This is a genomic window from Trinickia sp. LjRoot230 (assembly GCF_964253315.1).
Lineage (GTDB): Bacteria > Pseudomonadota > Gammaproteobacteria > Burkholderiales > Burkholderiaceae > Trinickia.
The window spans coordinates 575,618-593,804 of record NZ_CAXUQX020000002.1; the positions used below are offsets into that span (position 1 = coordinate 575,618).

10 protein-coding genes and 2 pseudogenes are annotated in these 18,187 nt (G+C 61.3%); 3 read left to right on the forward strand and 9 right to left on the reverse strand.

From position 1 onward, the window contains the following. Positions 1–93: 93 nt before the first annotated feature. Genes ACSQ20_RS21600 through ACSQ20_RS21620 form a run of 5 tightly spaced genes read right to left on the reverse strand, consistent with a single transcriptional unit; the run spans position 94 to position 6,729 of the window. Positions 94–720, reverse strand: coding sequence for a sarcosine oxidase subunit gamma (locus ACSQ20_RS21600; protein ID WP_436024047.1), 627 nt, complete (start codon positions 718–720; stop codon positions 94–96). Continuing rightward, positions 710–3,733, reverse strand: a complete 3,024-nt coding sequence (locus tag ACSQ20_RS21605; protein WP_436024049.1) for a sarcosine oxidase subunit alpha family protein — start codon at positions 3,731–3,733, stop codon at positions 710–712. Before ACSQ20_RS21605 ends, ACSQ20_RS21600 begins: the two co-directional genes overlap by 11 nt. Beyond that, positions 3,730–4,050 (reverse strand): sarcosine oxidase subunit delta, encoded by a 321-nt coding sequence (locus ACSQ20_RS21610; protein ID WP_436024051.1) that lies wholly within the window; start codon positions 4,048–4,050, stop codon positions 3,730–3,732. The genes ACSQ20_RS21605 and ACSQ20_RS21610 overlap by 4 nt, the downstream gene beginning before the upstream one ends. An 11-nt stretch (positions 4,051–4,061) precedes the next feature. Further along, complete coding sequence (locus tag ACSQ20_RS21615) at positions 4,062–5,306, reverse strand: sarcosine oxidase subunit beta family protein (protein ID WP_436024053.1); 1,245 nt, start codon at positions 5,304–5,306, stop codon at positions 4,062–4,064. Positions 5,307–5,343: 37 nt separating this feature from the next. After that, a complete protein-coding gene (locus ACSQ20_RS21620) occupies positions 5,344–6,729 on the reverse strand; it encodes an L-serine ammonia-lyase (RefSeq protein ID WP_436024055.1) in 1,386 nt (461 codons plus the stop codon). Positions 6,730–7,041: 312 nt separating this feature from the next. Here ACSQ20_RS21620 and ACSQ20_RS21625 point away from each other — a divergent pair, with 312 nt between their 5' ends. Next, positions 7,042–8,112, forward strand: a complete 1,071-nt coding sequence (locus ACSQ20_RS21625) for a GlxA family transcriptional regulator (RefSeq protein WP_436024057.1) — start codon at positions 7,042–7,044, stop codon at positions 8,110–8,112. Positions 8,113–8,147: 35 nt separating this feature from the next. Here ACSQ20_RS21625 and ACSQ20_RS21630 read toward each other — a convergent pair whose 3' ends face one another. From ACSQ20_RS21630 to ACSQ20_RS21645, 4 genes and pseudogenes are all read right to left on the reverse strand, one after another. Then, on the reverse strand, positions 8,148–9,098 hold the full coding sequence (locus tag ACSQ20_RS21630) for a choline ABC transporter substrate-binding protein (RefSeq protein ID WP_436024059.1): 951 nt from the start codon (positions 9,096–9,098) through the stop codon (positions 8,148–8,150). A gap of 125 nt (positions 9,099–9,223) precedes the next feature. Beyond that, positions 9,224–10,219, reverse strand: a complete 996-nt coding sequence (locus ACSQ20_RS21635; protein WP_436025801.1) for a GlxA family transcriptional regulator — start codon at positions 10,217–10,219, stop codon at positions 9,224–9,226. Positions 10,220–10,250: 31 nt separating this feature from the next. Next, positions 10,251–11,156, reverse strand: coding sequence for a choline ABC transporter permease subunit (choW, locus tag ACSQ20_RS21640; protein ID WP_436024061.1), 906 nt, complete (start codon positions 11,154–11,156; stop codon positions 10,251–10,253). After that, positions 11,149–12,441, reverse strand: a pseudogene (locus tag ACSQ20_RS21645) (quaternary amine ABC transporter ATP-binding protein); the annotation flags it as partial. The pseudogene ACSQ20_RS21645 and the gene choW, both read right to left, overlap by 8 nt. A 207-nt stretch (positions 12,442–12,648) precedes the next feature. Here ACSQ20_RS21645 and ACSQ20_RS21650 point away from each other — a divergent pair. Both ACSQ20_RS21650 and ACSQ20_RS21655 read left to right on the forward strand, forming a co-directional pair. Continuing rightward, positions 12,649–13,549 (forward strand): annotated as a pseudogene (locus tag ACSQ20_RS21650) (ferritin-like domain-containing protein). Between the two features lie 278 nt (positions 13,550–13,827). After that, positions 13,828–18,168: an RHS repeat-associated core domain-containing protein gene (locus ACSQ20_RS21655; protein WP_436024063.1), complete on the forward strand. Its 4,341-nt coding sequence runs from the start codon at positions 13,828–13,830 to the stop codon at positions 18,166–18,168. Positions 18,169–18,187 lie beyond the last annotated feature (19 nt).

An 18,187-nucleotide genomic window follows, 5' to 3' on the forward strand; every position in this document is an offset into this window, starting at 1 on the left:
AGAGTCGAGCCCAGCGGGCGCAAAGCTCAAAGGATAACCGCCATCGCCGTGACGCGCTGACGATGCGGCGAGCCGATGCGGCCCGCCGATCCGTCACGCGATCAGCGGTGCCCCGGCATCGAGCATGATGCGGCAGAAGTAATCGGCAAAGCTGCGGCGCACGACGATCTCGTAGACGTCGTCGGCGATCGGCACCAGCACGATCGACGCCTTGAAGTAATGGCTTTGCGCACATTGACCGCGCGTCAGCATCTTCGGATGAAGATCGAGCGGACAGCCGCGAGCGATGACCTCGCGCACCTTCTGGCCGCTCGCTTCAAGCACCGTATAGCCGCTGCCGATATCGACCGCTGACGCGAACACGCCCGCAAATGCCGCGCCGAATTTCGCTTCGAGTACCGGCGCGCGCGGCTCGCTCGAACGAATCAACCACTCGTCGGGGCCAAGCCATAAAGCATCACACTCGTGCGCCTGTGCAACCGTGTTCGGCTTGACAGGCAGGCTCGCGCCCAACACCGTTTGGACGGCCTGCATGAATGCGGCGTCGCGTACATCGCCGCGCACATTCACGAGTTCGAGAAAAGGCCGCTCGCGCAGACGAAACGCATTGGAAGCCAGAGCCTGATGTGCGGCAAGCAAGTCTTGCACGCCGACGAGCGGCGACTCCAGCCCGACATGCGAGCTGCGCGTCGTCGAGTCGTTTCGGTTCTCATTCCACATGCTGGCGCACTCCTTCGATGTCATAAAACACGGGGCTCGATATCGTCGCATCGACGGGCCGTCCGTCAACATCGATCGTCACCTTCTCGCCCATCTTGCCGAGCCCGCCCTTCACGACCGCCAACGCGATCGAGCGCTTCAGAATCGGGCTGTAGTAGCTGGACGTCACATGGCCCAGCATCGGCACCGGCGTGTCTGCCACCTGCCCTGCCGCCGGCGCTCTCGTGCCCGCCGCGAGAATCTGGGCGCCTTCCGGCAATACGCTGGCTGGATCATCGCTTAGGAGTCCTACCAATTGTTTGCGGCCTTCTTTCGCCGTGTCGGAGCGAGTCAGCGAACGCTTGCCGAGGCAGTCCTTCGTCTTCGCCACGAGCCCGCCCATGCCGAGATCAAGCGGTGTAACCGATCCATCCGTGTCCTGACCGACGATGATGTAGCCCTTCTCCGCACGCAACACGTGCATCGTTTCGGTGCCGTACGGCGTGATGCCGAATTCGTCGCCCGCCGACATCAACGCTTCCCATACCGCGCGCCCCGCATTGGCAGGCACGTTGACCTCGTAGGCAAGCTCGCCGGAGAAACTGATACGCATGATGCGCGCGGCAACGTCGGCCACCGTGCCTTCGCGATAACTCATGAACGGAAATGCTTCATTGGCGAAATCGACATCGCGGCAGACCTTTTGCAGTACCTTGCGACTCTTCGGCCCCACCACGGCGAAGGTCGCCCAGTGATCGGTCACCGATGCGAGCCGCACCTTCATATCGGGCCACTCGGTCTGCAACCACCGTTCGAGCCACGTAAGCACGCGTGCCGCGCCGCCCGTCGTCGTCGTCATCATGTAGTGCTGGTCTGCCAGACGAACTGTCACGCCGTCGTCGAAGACCATGCCGTTTTCGTCGAGCATCAGCCCGTAACGGCACTTGCCGACCTCGAGCTTCGACCACGGGTTTGTGTACACCCAGTTAAGCAACTTCGCTGCATCCGGGCCTTGGATGTCGATCTTGCCGAGCGTCGAGGCATCGAGTATGCCGACCTGCGTGCGCACCGCAAGGCATTCGCGCGCCACGGCCGCGTGCAAGTCTTCGCCGGCCTTCGGGTAGTACCAAGGGCGCTTCCAGTTACCGACGTCCTCGAACGCCGCGCCATGCTCGACATGCCATTCATGAATACAGGTCTTGCGGATCGGGTCGATGAAATCGCCTATCTCGCGCCCTGCAATTGCGCCGAACGTCACCGGTGTGTAATTCGGGCGGAACGTCGTCGTGCCGGTCTCGGGAATCGTCTTGCCCAGCGCGCTCGCGAGAATCGCCATGCCGTTGATATTCGCAAGCTTGCCTTGATCGGTACCGAAGCCCATCGCCGTATAGCGCTTGACGTGTTCGACCGACTCGAAGCCTTCGCGTGCGGCAAGCAAGATGTCGGCAGCTGACACGTCGTTCTGGAAATCGACGAATTGCTTCGGCCCGCGCGTCGCACGCTCGTGCGAGCCGACGAGCCACAGCGGCATCAGCGGCGCCTCCTTCAGTTCCGCCGCTTGCGGGGCCACCGGTCGCGTCAACTTGAAGCCCAGCGACTGGACAGCCTCGACGCCAGCATCGAGCGCGAGGCGCAACCCGCGCGCAAGCCCGAATTCGCCGGCAGCGGCGCCAACGCTAACCTCGGCTTGCATACCCTTGCCCGGCACGAAGCAAACTTTTCCGTCATGCCAATGCGCTTTACCGCCCGATTGCGCGAACAAATGCAGCACCGGGCTCCATCCTCCCGACATCGCAACGAGATCGCACGCAAGCGTGGCTTGCTTTGCACCGACCACGCCTTTGCCAAAAGCGGCGACCTCTACCGAGCTGACGCGACGCTTGCCGTTCGCAACGGTAACGACAGCGCCGTTCATTACATTGATGCCGTGTCGCCGCGCAACACTTGGCAGGGCGCCGTCGCTCGATGCGCGCGGATCGACCACCGTCACCTTCGCGCCGCATGCCTTCAAATCGAGCGCGCATTGATAGCCGTCGTCGTTATTCGTGAAGACCACGGCTTCACGCCCCGGCAACACGCCATAGCGGTGCACGTATGTCGACACCGCTGACGCGAGCATGATGCCCGGCAAATCGTTGTTGCCAAACACGAGCGGACGTTCGTGTGCGCCCGTGGCCAAGATCACGCGCTTGGCGCGGATCTTCCAGAGCAACTCGCGCGTGCCCTTGCGCATCGATACAGGAAGGTGATCGGTCAGACGTTGTACGACCGTTACAAGATTGTGGTCTTGATAGCCGAATGCAGTGCTGCGCGTGAGGATTTTCACGTCGGGCATCTGCGAGAGTGCCGCTTCGATCTTTTCGATCCACTGCGAGGCAGGCTTGCCATCGATTTGCGCGCGGCACGACAACAGACTGCCGCCCAGTTCGCGCTGATCGTCTACAAGCACCACACGCGCGCCCGCCAGCCCCGCTGCGTGTGCCGCCGCGAGGCCGGCAGGCCCGCCGCCGACGACGAGCACGTCGCAATGCGCGAAGCATTTGTCGTAGCGGTCCGCGTCGGGCACATCGGGCGCCTTACCAAGGCCCGCCGCAGCGCGGATTTTCTCTTCGTACTTGGGCCACCACTTGCGCGGCCACATGAATGTCTTGTAGTAAAAACCGGCGGGGATGAATCGCGCGAACTTCTGGTTGATCGCCATGCGATCGGCTTCGATCGACGGTTCGGCGTTCACGCTGGTGGCGACGAGGCCTTGATAGAGTTCGATCTCCGTCGCACGCGCGTTCGGCACGCTGTAAGCGCCGCTTTCGAGCTGCACGATTGCATTCGGCTCCTCCACCCCAGCCGTCACAATGCCGCGCGGACGGTGATATTTCCAACTGCGCGCAACAAAATGCACACCGTTGGCAAGCAACGCCGAGGCGAGCGTGTCGCCTTGGTATCCCTGATAGGTGCGGCCATTGAATGTGAATGTCAACGGAATGGCGCGGTTGATCCGGCCGCCCGTGCCGAGCCGATCTTTTTGGCTGCTCATGATTGCGTGCCCCGATGATCCGATGTTTGTTTCGTTTGTTCCGCTTGTTCTGTGCTCGATGCGCCGAATGGCTCATATCCGTGAAATGCGTAGGTCACCGCATCGCGTGTGGCCTTGAACCAGCGACGGCATCCTTGCGCATGCAACCATTGCTCGCGATGCACACCGCGCGGGTTCGATCGCATGAAGAGGTACTCCCCCCATTCGCGGTCCGACAATTTTTCGGGTTCGAGCGGACGCGCAATATCGGTCTCGCCACCACAGGTAAATTCAGATTCGGCACGCGGGCCGCACCACGGGCATTCGATCAACAACATGGTGACCTCCTTCAATGCGCGACGGCAGCAGCGCCGTGCTCGTCGATCAAATGGCCGGTGTAGAACCGGTCGAGCGAAAATGCGGCGTTCAGCGCATGCGGCGCGTCGTTGGCAATCGTATGCGCAAAGGCCCATCCCGAACCCGGCGTTGCCTTGAATCCGCCCGTGCCCCAACCGCAGTTGAAATAAAGACCTTTGACATCGGTCTTGCTGATGATCGGGCAGGCATCGGGCGAGACATCGACGATGCCGCCCCATTGACGGTTCATCCGCACGCGCGAGAACACGGGGAACATTTCGACAATCGCCTCAAGCGTGCCTTCGATGACGTGAAAACTGCCGCGCTGACCAAAGCCTGTGTATTGATCGATGCCCGCGCCGATGACGAGGTCGCCCTTATCGGATTGGCTAATGTAGGCATGCACCGCGTTGGACATCACGACCGTGTTGACGACAGGCTTGATCGGCTCGGAGACGAGCGCTTGCAGCGGGTGACTTTCGAGCGGCAGCCGCACGCCGGCCATATCGGCCAGTGTCGTCGTATTGCCGGCCGCGACCACGGCAACCTTCTTCGCCTTGATAAACCCCTTCACCGTGTCGACGCCCACGACCGCCCCGCTCTCGCGGCGAATGCCGGTGACTTGGCAGTTCTGAAGAATGTCGACACCGTGCGCATCGGCGCCTCGCGCGAACCCCCACGCAACCGCATCGTGGCGCGCCACGCCGCCGCGCCGTTGAAACGATGCGCCGAGCACCGGGTAACGGGCGTTGAGGTTGATGGTCGGCTCGATTTCCTTGATCTGCTCAGGCGTCAAATATTCCGCATCGACACCGTTTAGCCGGTTCGCATTCACTCGCCGCTGTGTATCGCGCACGTCTTGCAGCGTATGCGCGAGGTTCATCACGCCACGCTGGCTGAACATCACGTTGTAGTTGAGATCTTGCGACAGCCCTTCCCACAGCTTCATCGCTTTCTCATACAATGCCGCCGATTCGTCCCACAGATAGTTCGAGCGAATGATTGTCGTATTGCGCGCCGTGTTGCCGCCACCGAGCCACCCCTTCTCGAGCACCGCGATGTTGCGCACACCGTGCTCCTTCGCGAGGTAATAGGCCGTGGCCAAACCATGCCCACCGCCGCCGACGATAACAACGTCGTATTCGCGCTTCGGCTCCGGGCTGCGCCACTGGCGCGCCCAGTTCTCGTGATACGACAACCCGTTGCGCACCAGACTGAATATCGAAAAACGGCTCATAGCGGTGGTCCTTGAGTCTTATGTTGCTTAGGAGTGCTTAACATTCGATGACGTTGACGGCGAGCCCGCCGCGCGACGTCTCCTTATATTTCGTTTTCATGTCCGCGCCCGTTTCGCGCATCGTCTTGATGACCGAGTCGAGCGACACGTAATGGTCGCCATCGCCTTTGAGCGCCAGGCGCGACGCGTTCAACGCCTTGATCGCACCCATTGCGTTGCGCTCGATGCAGGGAATCTGCACGAGGCCGCCGACCGGGTCGCACGTCATGCCGAGATTGTGTTCCATGCCGATCTCGGCCGCATTCTCGACCTGCCTCGGTGTGCCGCCCATTACCGCGGCCAACGCGGCAGCCGCCATCGAGCACGCCACACCGACCTCGCCCTGACAGCCCACTTCCGCGCCCGAGATTGACGCCGTTTCCTTGTAGATGATGCCGATTGCCGCAGCCGTCAGCAAAAAATCGATGATGCCGTTTTCGTTCGCGCCCGGCACGAATTTGACGTAGTAGTGCAAGACGGCGGGAATCACGCCGGCCGCACCGTTCGTCGGTGCCGTTACGACGCGCCCGCCTGCCGCATTCTCCTCGTTGACGGCCATCGCATAGAGATTGACCCAATCGAGCATCGAAAGCGGGTCGCGTAGCGATTCCTCCGAGCGCGCACGCAGGTTCTTGGACAACTCCGCCGCCCGACGCTTGACGTGCATCGGGCCCGGCAACTCGCCCTCGGCGCGGCAGCCGCGCTCGACGCAGCTTGCCATCGTCCGCCAGATTGCCTGCAACCCTTCGCGCACTTCGGCGGGCTCGCGCGCCGCGCATTCGTTGCGCATCGTCACTTCCGCGATCGACAACCCGCTTTCGGCGCACGCGCGCAGCAAATCGGCGCCCGTGCGAAACGGGTAAGGCACTTCTGCGCCGGTATGCACGCCATTGACACGGTCGCCGTCGCGGTTGACCACGAAGCCGCCGCCGACGGAGTAATACTCTTTCTCGACCAGCAGCTGTCCATGCTCATCGAACGCCTGAAAGCGCATGCCGTTCGAATGAACGACCTGCGTGCCCGCCATGAGGCGGCGATAAAAAACAATGTCGTCCTTTTCATCAAAGCGGATGGCGGCACGGCCGAGCAGTTGCAATGACTTGCCGGCCCGGATTTGCGCCAGACGCGGCTCGATCAAATCGGGATCGATCGAATCGGGCAGGTTGCCCTCAAGCCCCAGCAACACGGCTTTGTCGGTGCCATGCCCCTTGCCGGTTGCACCGAGCGAGCCGTAAAGCTCGGCTTTGATGCGGCGCACATAGCCGAGCAGGTTCGCATCTTCGACATGAGACACAAAGCGGCAGGCCGCGATCATCGGACCGACTGTGTGCGAGCTCGACGGACCGATGCCGATCTTGAAGAGGTCGAAAATGCTGACATTCATAGTAACTGCCTCTATTGGCGCCGGACGCGCCGTGACGATCTGCGGTGAAAGTAACGCAACCGTGCGGCGCTTATCGAGCCCAGGCGCACAATTACCGATGGACGTCAGTACACCAAAGCGTAGAATTCGCCGATAGAACAAAAGCGGCATCGCCGTGGGATGCCGTCGCCAAACGCCGGCTGAGGCCGCCCGTCGTGCGGACATGCGATGATTCGCGGCGGAAAATCACAAGTCGGGCGAGCAGCGATCGGCGACGCTCAGCTGAGGGCCTGCATGCTTAGTTGTCCTACGCGTTACCACATCCTTCACCGTATGAACGCAGTTGCTCCATCATCATTAACGACTACCGCGCCGGCCAAAGCGCGCATTCGGTTTGGCATTGTTTTGCTGCCGAACTTTACGTTGACCGCGTTTTCCGGGTTCGTCGACATGCTCCGCTTGTCGGCCGACGATAGCGATTTCAGCAAGCCGGTGCGCTGCGCCTGGAGCGTCGTTGGAAAAACACGTGCGCCGGTTCGCGCTAGCTGCGGCATCCAGGTGACGCCGTGGGAAACGTACGACGAAGCGGAGCCGTTCGATTACGTCGTCGTGGTGGGTGGGTTACTGCACTCGGGGCCGCAGGCCGACGAGGACACGCTCGAGTTCATGCGCCGCGCGGCGCGCGGCACGACAACGATCGTCGGCATTTGTACGGGCGTCTTTGCGTTAATGCGTGCCGGCGTGCTGGATGGCCATCGCATCTGCGTGAGCTGGTTTCATTATTGGGACTTCATCGAACGGTTTCCAACCGCCGATACGACATCCCTCGTGGCTGATCGGCTCTTCGTGATCGATCGCCGACGCATCACCTGCTCTGGCGGACGGGCGTCGATCGACGTGGCCGCGGCCATTTTGCTACGCCATCTCGATCATGCAACCGTGCAAAAAGCGCTGCGTATTCTGCTCGTCGGGGAAATGCAAAAAGGCAATGCACCGCAGCCTCATCCGCCGGGCCTCGAGCCAGCCACGCATCCGAAGGTGAAGCGAGCCATCTTGCTGATGGAGCAACATGTCGGGCGCGCGCTGCCGCTGGAAGAACTCGCTTGTAAGCTGGACCTCTCGCCGCGACAACTCGAGCGGCTTTTCAAGGCACAAACGGGCAAGAGCCCTCAGGTTTTTGCCAAGCACGTCCGGCTGCGCACCGCCGCATGGCTGCTGACGAGTTCGGACCGCACGGTGGCCGACATCGCGTCGAGTTGCGGCTTCTCCGACGCTTCACATCTCGGCCGCGAATTTCGCAAACAATTCGGCGTGCCGCCCGTCGCGTATCGCGAGCATCAGGCCGGCTTGGCGAAGGCGCTCGCCGAGCCGGGCATGGAAGTCGAAATACACGTCGTCGAATAGCGGGAGCCGCTGGCGCCCGCTATTGCACTACAGAATCAATGCGACGCTACGTAGGCCTTGACGGCCGAGAGCCCGTCTTTGCCGTCGATCGTCGTCACCCCCGACAGCCATTGGTCGAGCACTTGCGGGTTTTGCTTGAGCCACGCCGCGGCTGCCTTGTTCGGATCGGTCTTGTTGACGATCGGCACCATTACGTGATTCTCGAGGTCCGTCGTGAACTTGAGGTTCGACACGAGCTTCGCTGCGTTCGGGCACCGCGCCGCATAATCGGGCGGCATCGCGGTGAACACCTTTGCTTCGCCGTAATTCGGCCCGAAGACGTCGTCACCGCCGCTCAGATAATCGATTTTCATCTGAACGTTCATCGGATGCGGCTCCCAACCGAGAAAGACGATCCACTGCTTGTTGCGAACGGCCTTGTTCACTGCGACGAGCATACCTGCCTCGCTCGACTCGACAAGCTTGAACTTGCCGAGGCCGAACTGGTTGCCCTTGATCATCTTGTCGATCAACGCATTGCCGTCGTTGCCGGGCTCGATGCCGTAGATCTTGCCGCCGAGCTTGTCAGCGTATTTCTGAATGTCGGCAAACGATTTGATACCGCTGTTATAGACGTAATCGGGAACGGCGAGCGTGTATTTCGCGCCGGTCAGGTTCGGTGCTGCCAATACCTTGATCTGACCAGCCTTGACGAACGGATTGATCATCGGGTCCATCGTGGGCGACCAATAGCCGAGGAAGACGTCGATCTGTTTGCTTTTGATGCCGGCGAACGTAATAGGCACCGATGCGATGGTCGTGCTCGGGTGATAGCCGAGCCCCGCGAACACCGTCGTCGCAAGGCCCGTCGTGGCTGCGATGTCGGTCCAGCCGACGTCGGCGAAGCGCACGTTGCGGCAAGCGGCCGGATCCGCCGCGTACGCCGCGCTCGTCAATGCAATGGACACGGCCAATGCGCAACCGGCCTTCGTCAAGACCTGCTTCATTGTAATTCTCCTGGGTGCGCTGCAAAAAATTTTAATAAGGACTACTGATCAAACGATATGGACTGCTAACTAGATTTGACATTGATCGCGCTGCGAGACGGTCCCGATCCCCACTCGTAGCAGCATCAGTGCGCTTGCCGACGCTCTCGGCTCGGCGCGTAGCCGAATTGCGCGCGATAGGCCTTGCTGAAATGGCATGGCGACTGAAAGCCGCATACGGCTGTGACACGGGCTACTGACGCGTCGGTCGTGCGCAGTAAATCGCGCGCGCGCCGCAAACGCAACGCGAGGTAATAATGCGTCGGCGAAACGGCGAGATAGATCTTGAACATGCGTTGAAGGTGGCGCTGCGATAGCCGTACGAGGCGCGCCAGCTCTTCGAGCGACAACGGCTCCTCGATGTTCGCCTCCATCAGGCGCACTACTTCGATCAATTCGGCTCGCGAAAAACCGATTCGCGCATCGACAGGAATCGGCTGATGATCGGTTGCGCTGCGAATGCGATCGAGGATGAACTGCGCCGATACCTGCGCCGCGAGGTTCTGGCCAAGGCGGCGTTCGACGAGATGCAGCATCAGATCGAGTGGCGCGGTGCCGCCCGTGCACGTCAAGCGGTCGCGATCGATGACAAAAAGCTCATCCGTAAACTTCACACGCGGAAACTCACGGTGCAGCGCCGACATGTCCTCCCAATGCACCGTGCATCGGTAATCGTCGAGGAGTCCTGCGCTCATCAACGCGTAAGCGCCCGTGCAAAGTGCACCGAGCGGCACGCCACGCGAGCCGACATAAGCAAGCAGGCTACGCACGCGCACGTCGACAGCCTCACGAATCTGCGTGCCGCCGCACACGATCAACACATCGGGCACGCCGGCCTGCTCGAGCGTGCAGGTTGGCGTAATCGTCACGCCATTGCTCGCTGGAACCGGGATGCCATCGGGCGCAATCACCGACCACCGGTAATGCGTTGCGCGGCTCACATAGTTCGTCATCCTAAGCACTTCGACGGCGCTCGTGAAAGCGATCATCGAGAAATTCGGCAACGTTAGGAATCCGAAATGTTCGGTGCGGTGGGCTGCCGCAGCGGTGAACTCCGGATTCGCCGATTCGGGCTCGGGCATATCGAGGACGGCCGCCATGCGCGCCCCGCGCTCAACTCTGCGCAGCTGGCTGCTGCGCAGCCCGCACGCGCATGACGCTGCGCAGCCCCTTGAAGCGCGGCGCAGGCGCGGAGCCCGGCGTGCGGCCGAAACTTTCGGTGATGCGATCGAGCACGATGGCCAGCAACACGACCGACAAACCGCTTTCGAAGCCGAGCCCGATATCGAGACGCTGAATACTGGCGAGCACGTCATTACCGAGCCCGCCCGCGCCGACCATCGACGCGATGATGACCATCGATAGCGCCATCATGATCGTCTGGTTCACGCCCTGCATGATCGACGGCAACGCATTGGGAAACTGCACTTTGTAGAGCAGTTGCCATGGTGTGCAACCGAAGGCTTGGCCCGCTTCGACGATCTCGCGGTTCACGTGCCGAATACCGAGGCTCGTCAGCCGCACTGCGGGCGGCATCGCGAATATCACGGTCGAGAGAATGCCCGGCACGCGGCCGAGGCCGAACAGCATCGCAGCCGGAATCAGGTAGACGAAAGCCGGCATCGTCTGCATCAAATCCAGGATCGGCCGCACGATCAGCGCCACGTGTTTGCTTTTCGCGGTCCAGATGCCAAGCGGGATGCCGAGCGCGAGGCTGATGATGGTCGATGAAAGCGTCAGGCCTAGCGTCACGACCGTTTGGTCCCAAAAGCCCGTGGCGTAGATGAGCAGCAGCGAAAGCGTCGTAAAGATCGCAAACCGCCAACCCACGCGCCACAAGCCGACGCCAATGAAGACAGCCATCAGCGCCCACATCGGGATGGCCTGCAAGCCATGCTCCACGAGCGCGGCGAGTGCTTCGATGGCGCGACCGATAGCGTCGAAGGTGGCGGCGTCATGATCGAGCAGATAGTGGACGGACTGATCGACCCAGCTTCCGAGCGGAATGAGTTCAGACATGGGAACCTCGCATACGCGTGAGCGCTTGAAGAACGACAGTGCGATCGATCGACCCGCAATAGCAGCCGTCGTCGTCCACGACAGGCAGCGCACGCGCGTGCGCCACGACACGCGACACGACATGCTCGAGCGATGCCGTGCGCGAAATGCACTCCACCTGGCCCACGTCCGGCGCTGCAACGCCGAGCGCTTCGCGGGTGATGAAGCCGCGGATCTTACGCATCGCATCGAGCACGAAGGCGTAATCGGCGCTGCCGTTCAGCGAAGCCGCCACGCCTGCCGCATCGAGCTGGCGCACGAGCGGCACGACGTCGGTCTGCATCAGATCGCCGGCCGTCAGATAGCGGCTCGTATCGACGCCGTCAAAAAACGCGCGCACGTAGTCGTCGGCCGGGTTGCTGATGATCTGCTGCGGCGTGCCGAGCTGCACGAGCCGGCCGCCTTCCATGATCGCGATCCGGCTGCCGATTCTGAGCGCCTCTTCAAGGTCGTGCGAGACGAACATGATCGTGCGGCGCTGCTCCTTTTGAAGTTGCAACAGGACGTTTTGCATTTCCTTGCGCTTGAGCGGGTCGAGCGCGGAGAAGGCCTCGTCCATGATCATCAACGAAGGATTGACAGCCAGCGCCCGGGCCAACCCGACACGCTGCTGCATGCCGCCCGACAGCTCCGACGGCAGCTTCTGAGCGAACGGCGCGAGCCCAACCTGCTCGAGCACGATCATGGCTCGCGCCTCGCGTGCCTTGCGTCCGAGGCCTCCCACTTCCAGGCCGAACGCAGCGTTCGAAAGCACCGTGCGTTGCGGCATCAGCGCGAAGGACTGAAACACCATGCTCATGTCCTTGCGGCGCAGCGCGATCAATTCGGAGCGGCGCACGGCGGCGATATCGCGTCCGTCCACGAGCACCTTGCCCGCTGTTGGGTCCACGAGCCGATTGATCAGGCGAATGAGCGTGGACTTGCCGGAGCCCGACAAACCCATCAGCACGAATATCTCGCCCTCCTGAACATCGAACGACACGTTGTGCACGCCGACGATCTGCCCGGATCGCGCAAAGATCTCATCTTTCGTGGCGCCCTGGGCCAGCATGTCTAGCGCCTGCTTCGGGTTGCTGCCGAACACCTTGCAGAGCCCTTCGACCACCACTTTCGGTGAACTCATCGTTTCCATCTCCTTGCGGCAGGCGCGTGCCTGCACAGTCTGCATACATGGTTGCCAGAAAAAACCCTCCATGGCCGATGAATTCCGACGTACGCTTGCGGAAATGCGACACGTCATGGCAAGTCGGGTTAGTCGCTTTCTAGCTTCATCCCCGCCGAACAAGGGTTTTCGCTTGATCGAGGTCAATCGTCCCAGATCGGGTGCGAGCGAACCGTGTCGCGATCAGACAGATTTGCGTCCAAGCGGCCTAGGCCTGCGGGGTTGGCGGCCGCCGCCGTCGTTCTATGCCAAAATCGCGGCGTTTTTGCCCACCGCCATCAGGCGAAAAACATGTCCGACATGCTGACTGAGCATGCTGAGGCAGACCATGCCATGCGTCATTGGACCTGCGGGGATACCGGTGCAATTGCGCTGGGATTCCGATGCGCACAAGCAGTTGTTCTGTCGAATGCTGCTCGAAACACACCATCCGTACAAGCCCGCCGTTATCGAATGGCCGACGCTGCCGCCCGATGCGCTGGCCAGATTGACTTCGCTACCGATCTGGGACATCGCCGTGCAGACCGAAGGTCGCGCTGCGATACGCGTGGCCACTTATGCGGCGCGTATCGGCGATCCGCTATTGCGTCAGGCGCTTGAACTCGACGGCAAGGAAGAGGCGCGGCATAAAGCCGTGCTTTCGAAGCTTGTCGATGCCTACGGCATTCGGCTGGCCCCCGAACCTGCTTACCCTGCTCCGCGCGACGCCGAATGGGCATGGATGCTGACCGGCTTTAGCGAATGCATCGACAGTTTTTTTGCGTTCGGGCTTTTCCGGGGTGCGCAGCTTTCCGGCTTCTTTCCCGAAGCGCTCGTCGAAACGTTCGAGCCGGTGATTCAGGAAGAGGCGCGACACATTCTTTTCTTCGCCAATTGGGTGGCATGGCATTGGCGTAATTTGTCGTGGTGGCGCAGGCCTTGGTTCTTTGCGCGGACGGTAGCGGTTTGGGTTTCGCTTATTTGGGCGCGCGCGGTTCTTGCACGGGGTATCGGTGACGACGGGGTGGCTCGCGATGCGAATTTTCCTGCCAATGGGGCAGCTAATGTTGGCGCCGATATCAGTGCGCGTAAGCTTATCGAGCTTTGCCTCGAAGAGAATGAGCGGCGGATGAGCGGTTATGATCCGCGATTGCTACGGCCGACTTTTGTGCCGCGTCTTGCTCGGCTCGCGTTGCGTTTTCTAAAGAAATGACCGCGTTTCTCCTAGCTTGAGGACATGCAATTTTTTCCTGCGCACCCGTCACGCATCAGTAAAAATCGGCGGGCGCGCCATTAACCTCGGCATGACATTTTCAACAATCGTTAATTTAGAGCGGCCATGCCTTTTTCTTGTCTGTGGCGCTTTGATATAGTGACGGCCTTCCTGCGGTGACCTGAATCATGCAATGCTGATTGGCGCATACAGGCCAATACCAATGCCAATACCGTTAAGCCGGGGTTAATGATGCTGATGCGTTTTGCAGGCCACTCATGAGCCAGCCCGCTGCGCGCGAGCACGATCCGATCGAGCACACTTCGTTAGCGGGGGACTTGATTGGCATGGGCGGCTCCCTGCTCGGGGGCATTGCCGTGGGCTGGGCGTTGACCGCGGCGGTGACCGCGGGCTTGGCGCTGCTGGAGATCGGCACTGCGGGTTTGGCCACGCCACTCGTGATTGGCATCGGCATTGGCGTGGCCGCGCTGATGGAAGGCTCGGGGATCAACGAAGAGATCGATCGCGGTGCGCACGCGCTTGGTAACGCGATTGCGCCGCCCGAGGTCAAGGGATTCATCAGTAACGGCTCACCGAACGTGTTTGTGAACGGCCAGCGGGCCGCCCGCGCCGCCGCCCCGGCCGATCTCGACACGACCCACTGCGACAACCATTCTGGCCCGCAGATGATTGCGCAAGGCTCGGACAGCGTGTTCATCAACGGTCAACCCGCAGCACGCGTGAAGGATCAGACCACCTGTCAGGCGGCGATTGCCAAAGGCTCCAATAACGTATTTATCGGCGGCGGCACGCTGACGGTGCGCGAGATCGAGCCCGCGCGTAAATGGGTGAGCACGCTGGGTATGGCGATTGGCATCGCGTTGGCGCTGTGCGGGCGCGGCAAGATGAATTGGAGCGCCTTGAAGGGCGCACTGCCGTGTCTGGCGATGAACCTCGGCGCGGGACTGCTCGGTGGGTGGATTGGGCACGAGATCAGAACCTTGGTGGGACATCCGGTCAACCTGATCACCGGTGGCAAGATTCTCGACGGCGAGCATGATACCGATTTCGTGCTGCCGGGCCTGTTGCCGATCGTCTGGCGGCGTTTTTATAGCAGTCACGATGATCGCGCCGATAGTGTGTTCGGTCCGGGCTGGAGTGTGCCGATCAGCGTTGAGTTGAAGCTGGTGCGCGATGCGGCCGGTGCGATCGACTCCATTGCGTATTGGGATGAGCAAGGCCGCGAGATCGTGTTTCCGCCCGTGCCGGCCGGCCAAAGCCATTTGAGCGTGGCCGAGGGCGTGTATTTGATCTGCACGGTGGGCGGACATTATCTTGTCGAAACAGTCGATGGCGTCTATCGCGATTTCGGCCCCGCGCGCAATAGCGAAACGGCCCGTGAGACATTGAAGCTGCGCCGCCTCGAAGATCGCAACGGCAATTGGATCGACGTGCAGTGGCAAGCGGCGGGCGAGGTGGTTCGACCGACGCGCTTGCTCGACGGCAGCGGCCGGGTGCTGCGCTTTGGCTATACCGAGGCGCTGCCTGAGCGCATCGCGAGCATCACCCTTGTGCGCGGTGTCGAAGGCGAGCCCGAGGAAACCTTGGTCAGCTACGGCTATACCGATGCCGGTGAATTGCAAAGCGTGACGGATCGGGCAAGACACACGACGCGGCGTTTCGCCTATGAACAGGGCTTGATGACCGCCCATACGCTGCCCGGCGGTTTGCAGTGTGGCTATGCGTGGCAAGGAACCGGTAAGGATGCGCGCGTCATCCGGCACTGGACCGATGACGGGGAAGCGTATGTATTCGATGCCGACGTTGGCCAACGCACCGTTGCGGTCACCGACCAGCTCGGACGTGTGACACGCTGCGAGTGGAACGAGGATGGCCAGCCCACCGCGTTCACCGATGCCGAGGGCCACGTGTGGCGGCTCGAGTGGAATGACCTCCGACAATTGCTCAGTTGCACCGATCCGACGGGCGGGGTCACCCGATTCAGTTACGACCGTCTCGGCCGGCTGACCGAACGAACCGATGCGTTAGGCGCCGTCGAAAAAACCGAATGGAACGGTTACTTCGATTTGCCGGTAGCGGAAACGAATGCGGCGAATCATCGATACGGCTACCGATACGACAAACGCGGAAACTTAGTCGTCCTAATTGATCCGGATGGCTTTCAAACGCATTACTACTACGATGAGCAAGGCCTGCTGCATACGATCAAGGATGCGCGCGGCGGCTATAAGCATCTGGCGTGGAATCGACGCGCTCAGCTCACGGCCTATACCGATTGCTCGGGTAAGACGACACGGTTTGCGTATGACGCGCGCGGTGCGTTGATCCGCGTGGTCGATGCGGCGCAACACGAGACCGCGTACGAAGTGGATGTGCTTGGCCGGGTCAGCGCGATCGTTACGGCCGATGGGGCGCGTCAGTCGTTTCGCTATGACGCGGCGGGACGATTGGTCGAACTCACCGATGCGAACGGACGACGCACGCATTACGAGTTGAACCCACGCGGATTGCTGCTCGCGCGCACCGATGCGGCCGGGCGTGTGGTGCGCTATGGCTATGACGCGGCGCATCGGCTGGCTGCGTTGACCAACGAAAACCGCGAGACGTATCGCTTCGCGTACAGCGCGACGGACCGGCTCGTCGAAGAGCGCGGGCTGGACGGCATCACGCGCACGTATGGCTATGACGCGCGTGGACTCGCGGTGCGTGTGACCGACGCGGCGAATACTGAGTCAGCCTTGGTCGCGTCCTATGAACGCGATGCGCTCGGGCGGATCGTCGCGAAAGACGTCGAGGGTCAGCGCTGGAAGTACGCGTACAGCAAGGCCGGCCAATTGGCGAGAGCCGAAACGTACATCCGCTATGGCGAGTCGTTGAGCCTGCAAAGCCGCATCGAGCTGACGTATGGGCCGCGCGGTGAACTGCTGGTCGAGCGCGGGCCGATGGGCGGGTTGGCGCACCGCTACGATGAACTGGGTAACCGGATTGCCACCACGCTGCCCGACGAACGCACGATCAATTGGCTGTATTACGGCTCGGGGCATCTGCACCAGATCAATCTCGATGGCACGGTGGTGACCGACATCGAGCGTGACGATTTACACCGCGAAGTGCTGCGCACGCAAGGTCGGCTCGTGAGCCGCTATGGTTATGACGCGCTGGGCCGGCGTGTGTCGCATCAGGCGGGCCATATGCACGCGGCGCAAGCGAGCATCGAGATCGAGCCGCCCGTGCTGCATAAGCGCTGGCAATACGATCCGGTGGGCGAGGTGGTGAACAAAACGCACAACCGGTATGGCGAAACGCGCTACGGCTACGACCCGACCGGGCGCATCGAACACGCGTTCGGCGCGGGCTTGCCGGCGCAGATGTTCCGCTGGGATGAGGCGGCGAATCTGGTGTCGGGCTCGCATCCGGGCGGGTATGTCGAGCACAACCGGCTCAAGATGTTCGAGGACAAGCGCTTCGAGTACGACGTTTATGGGCGCCTCATACGAAAGCTGACCGGGCGCGGGCCGTACAAGGAGCAGAAATTCGAGTACGACGCCGCGCATCGACTGACGAAGGTGACAACGCTGGAGCGCAACACGATCGCGACGATTCGGTTCGAATACGACGCGTTGGGGCGACGCATTCGCAAGACGAACGGGTATGTGGGTACGGATTTCCTGTGGGATGGGATGCGGTTGTTGCAGGAGAGTCGGGGCGACGATGAGGTGACGTATCTGTATGAGCCGGAGAGTTATGTGCCGCTTGCGCGGATCGACACTCAGCCCATTCAAGCGGCGAATGACGAGTCAATCGATGTCACCGAACCGGAGAACGTCTATTACTTCCATAACGATGTATCAGGCTTGCCAGAGGAGTTGACCGACGTCGAAGGCCACGTCGTGTGGCAAGCGCAGTATCGCGTGTGGGGCAGCACGGTGCGCGAGGAGTGGACGGTTGCGGATGAACAAGCGACGGTGGTATGGACCTCACCCGGAACGGTGCGCGTTGTGCCGGCGCCGCAACGACGCACGCCACTGCCGCAGAATCTGCGATTCCAAGGGCAGTATTTGGATCGCGAGACGGGGCTGCACTACAACACCTTTCGGTTCTATGATCCGGACATCGGGCGGTTTATCAGTCAGGATCCCATCGGGCTCGCCGGTGGGAGCAATTTGTATGCATATGCGCCCAATCCGTCGACTTGGTTGGACCCGTTGGGATGGGCATTGCAAGGTGTGAATTTTGCCGGGAGCCCTAACCTGTTTCCTTCCGGCCCGGGCCAACAAAATGTTGTCGAGATACTCATGCAGGGCACCCGGAAGCGCGATTTTGCGGAGGCGTTCAGAGCGGCGGGGATCTCTCCTAAGGAGTCTGTCGGATACACGTGGCACCACGTTCGTGACTTCAACCCTGAGACGGGGAAGACAACGATGCAATTGGTGAAGACGTCGGCGCACGAAGCTACATTTCCGCACGCGGGGTCGGTGGAGCAGTTTGAGAAGACATTCAAAGTTAAGTACGAGTCCCAGGAAGCAGTGCGTCTGGTGGAAAGCAAAGGATGGCTGCGCGGCCGCGCGCCGAAGCAACTTGCCCGAGCCGGCTGTTGAGCTGGAGAGGAGCTTTACA

What these genes read in the sequence shown, in the direction of transcription:
- ACSQ20_RS21635 (WP_436025801.1), bottom strand. Translation starts at nt 10,219, where the DNA reads ATGCCCGAGCCCGAATCGGCGAATCCGGAGTTCACCGCTGCGGCAGCC.
- choW (WP_436024061.1), bottom strand. Translation starts at nt 11,156, where the DNA reads ATGTCTGAACTCATTCCGCTCGGAAGCTGGGTCGATCAGTCCGTCCAC.
- ACSQ20_RS21655 (WP_436024063.1), top strand. Translation starts at nt 13,828, where the DNA reads ATGAGCCAGCCCGCTGCGCGCGAGCACGATCCGATCGAGCACACTTCG.
- ACSQ20_RS21600 (WP_436024047.1), bottom strand. Translation starts at nt 720, where the DNA reads ATGTGGAATGAGAACCGAAACGACTCGACGACGCGCAGCTCGCATGTC.
- ACSQ20_RS21630 (WP_436024059.1), bottom strand. Translation starts at nt 9,098, where the DNA reads ATGAAGCAGGTCTTGACGAAGGCCGGTTGCGCATTGGCCGTGTCCATT.
- ACSQ20_RS21625 (WP_436024057.1), top strand. Translation starts at nt 7,042, where the DNA reads ATGAACGCAGTTGCTCCATCATCATTAACGACTACCGCGCCGGCCAAA.
- ACSQ20_RS21610 (WP_436024051.1), bottom strand. Translation starts at nt 4,050, where the DNA reads ATGTTGTTGATCGAATGCCCGTGGTGCGGCCCGCGTGCCGAATCTGAA.
- ACSQ20_RS21605 (WP_436024049.1), bottom strand. Translation starts at nt 3,733, where the DNA reads ATGAGCAGCCAAAAAGATCGGCTCGGCACGGGCGGCCGGATCAACCGC.
- ACSQ20_RS21615 (WP_436024053.1), bottom strand. Translation starts at nt 5,306, where the DNA reads ATGAGCCGTTTTTCGATATTCAGTCTGGTGCGCAACGGGTTGTCGTAT.
- ACSQ20_RS21620 (WP_436024055.1), bottom strand. Translation starts at nt 6,729, where the DNA reads ATGAATGTCAGCATTTTCGACCTCTTCAAGATCGGCATCGGTCCGTCG.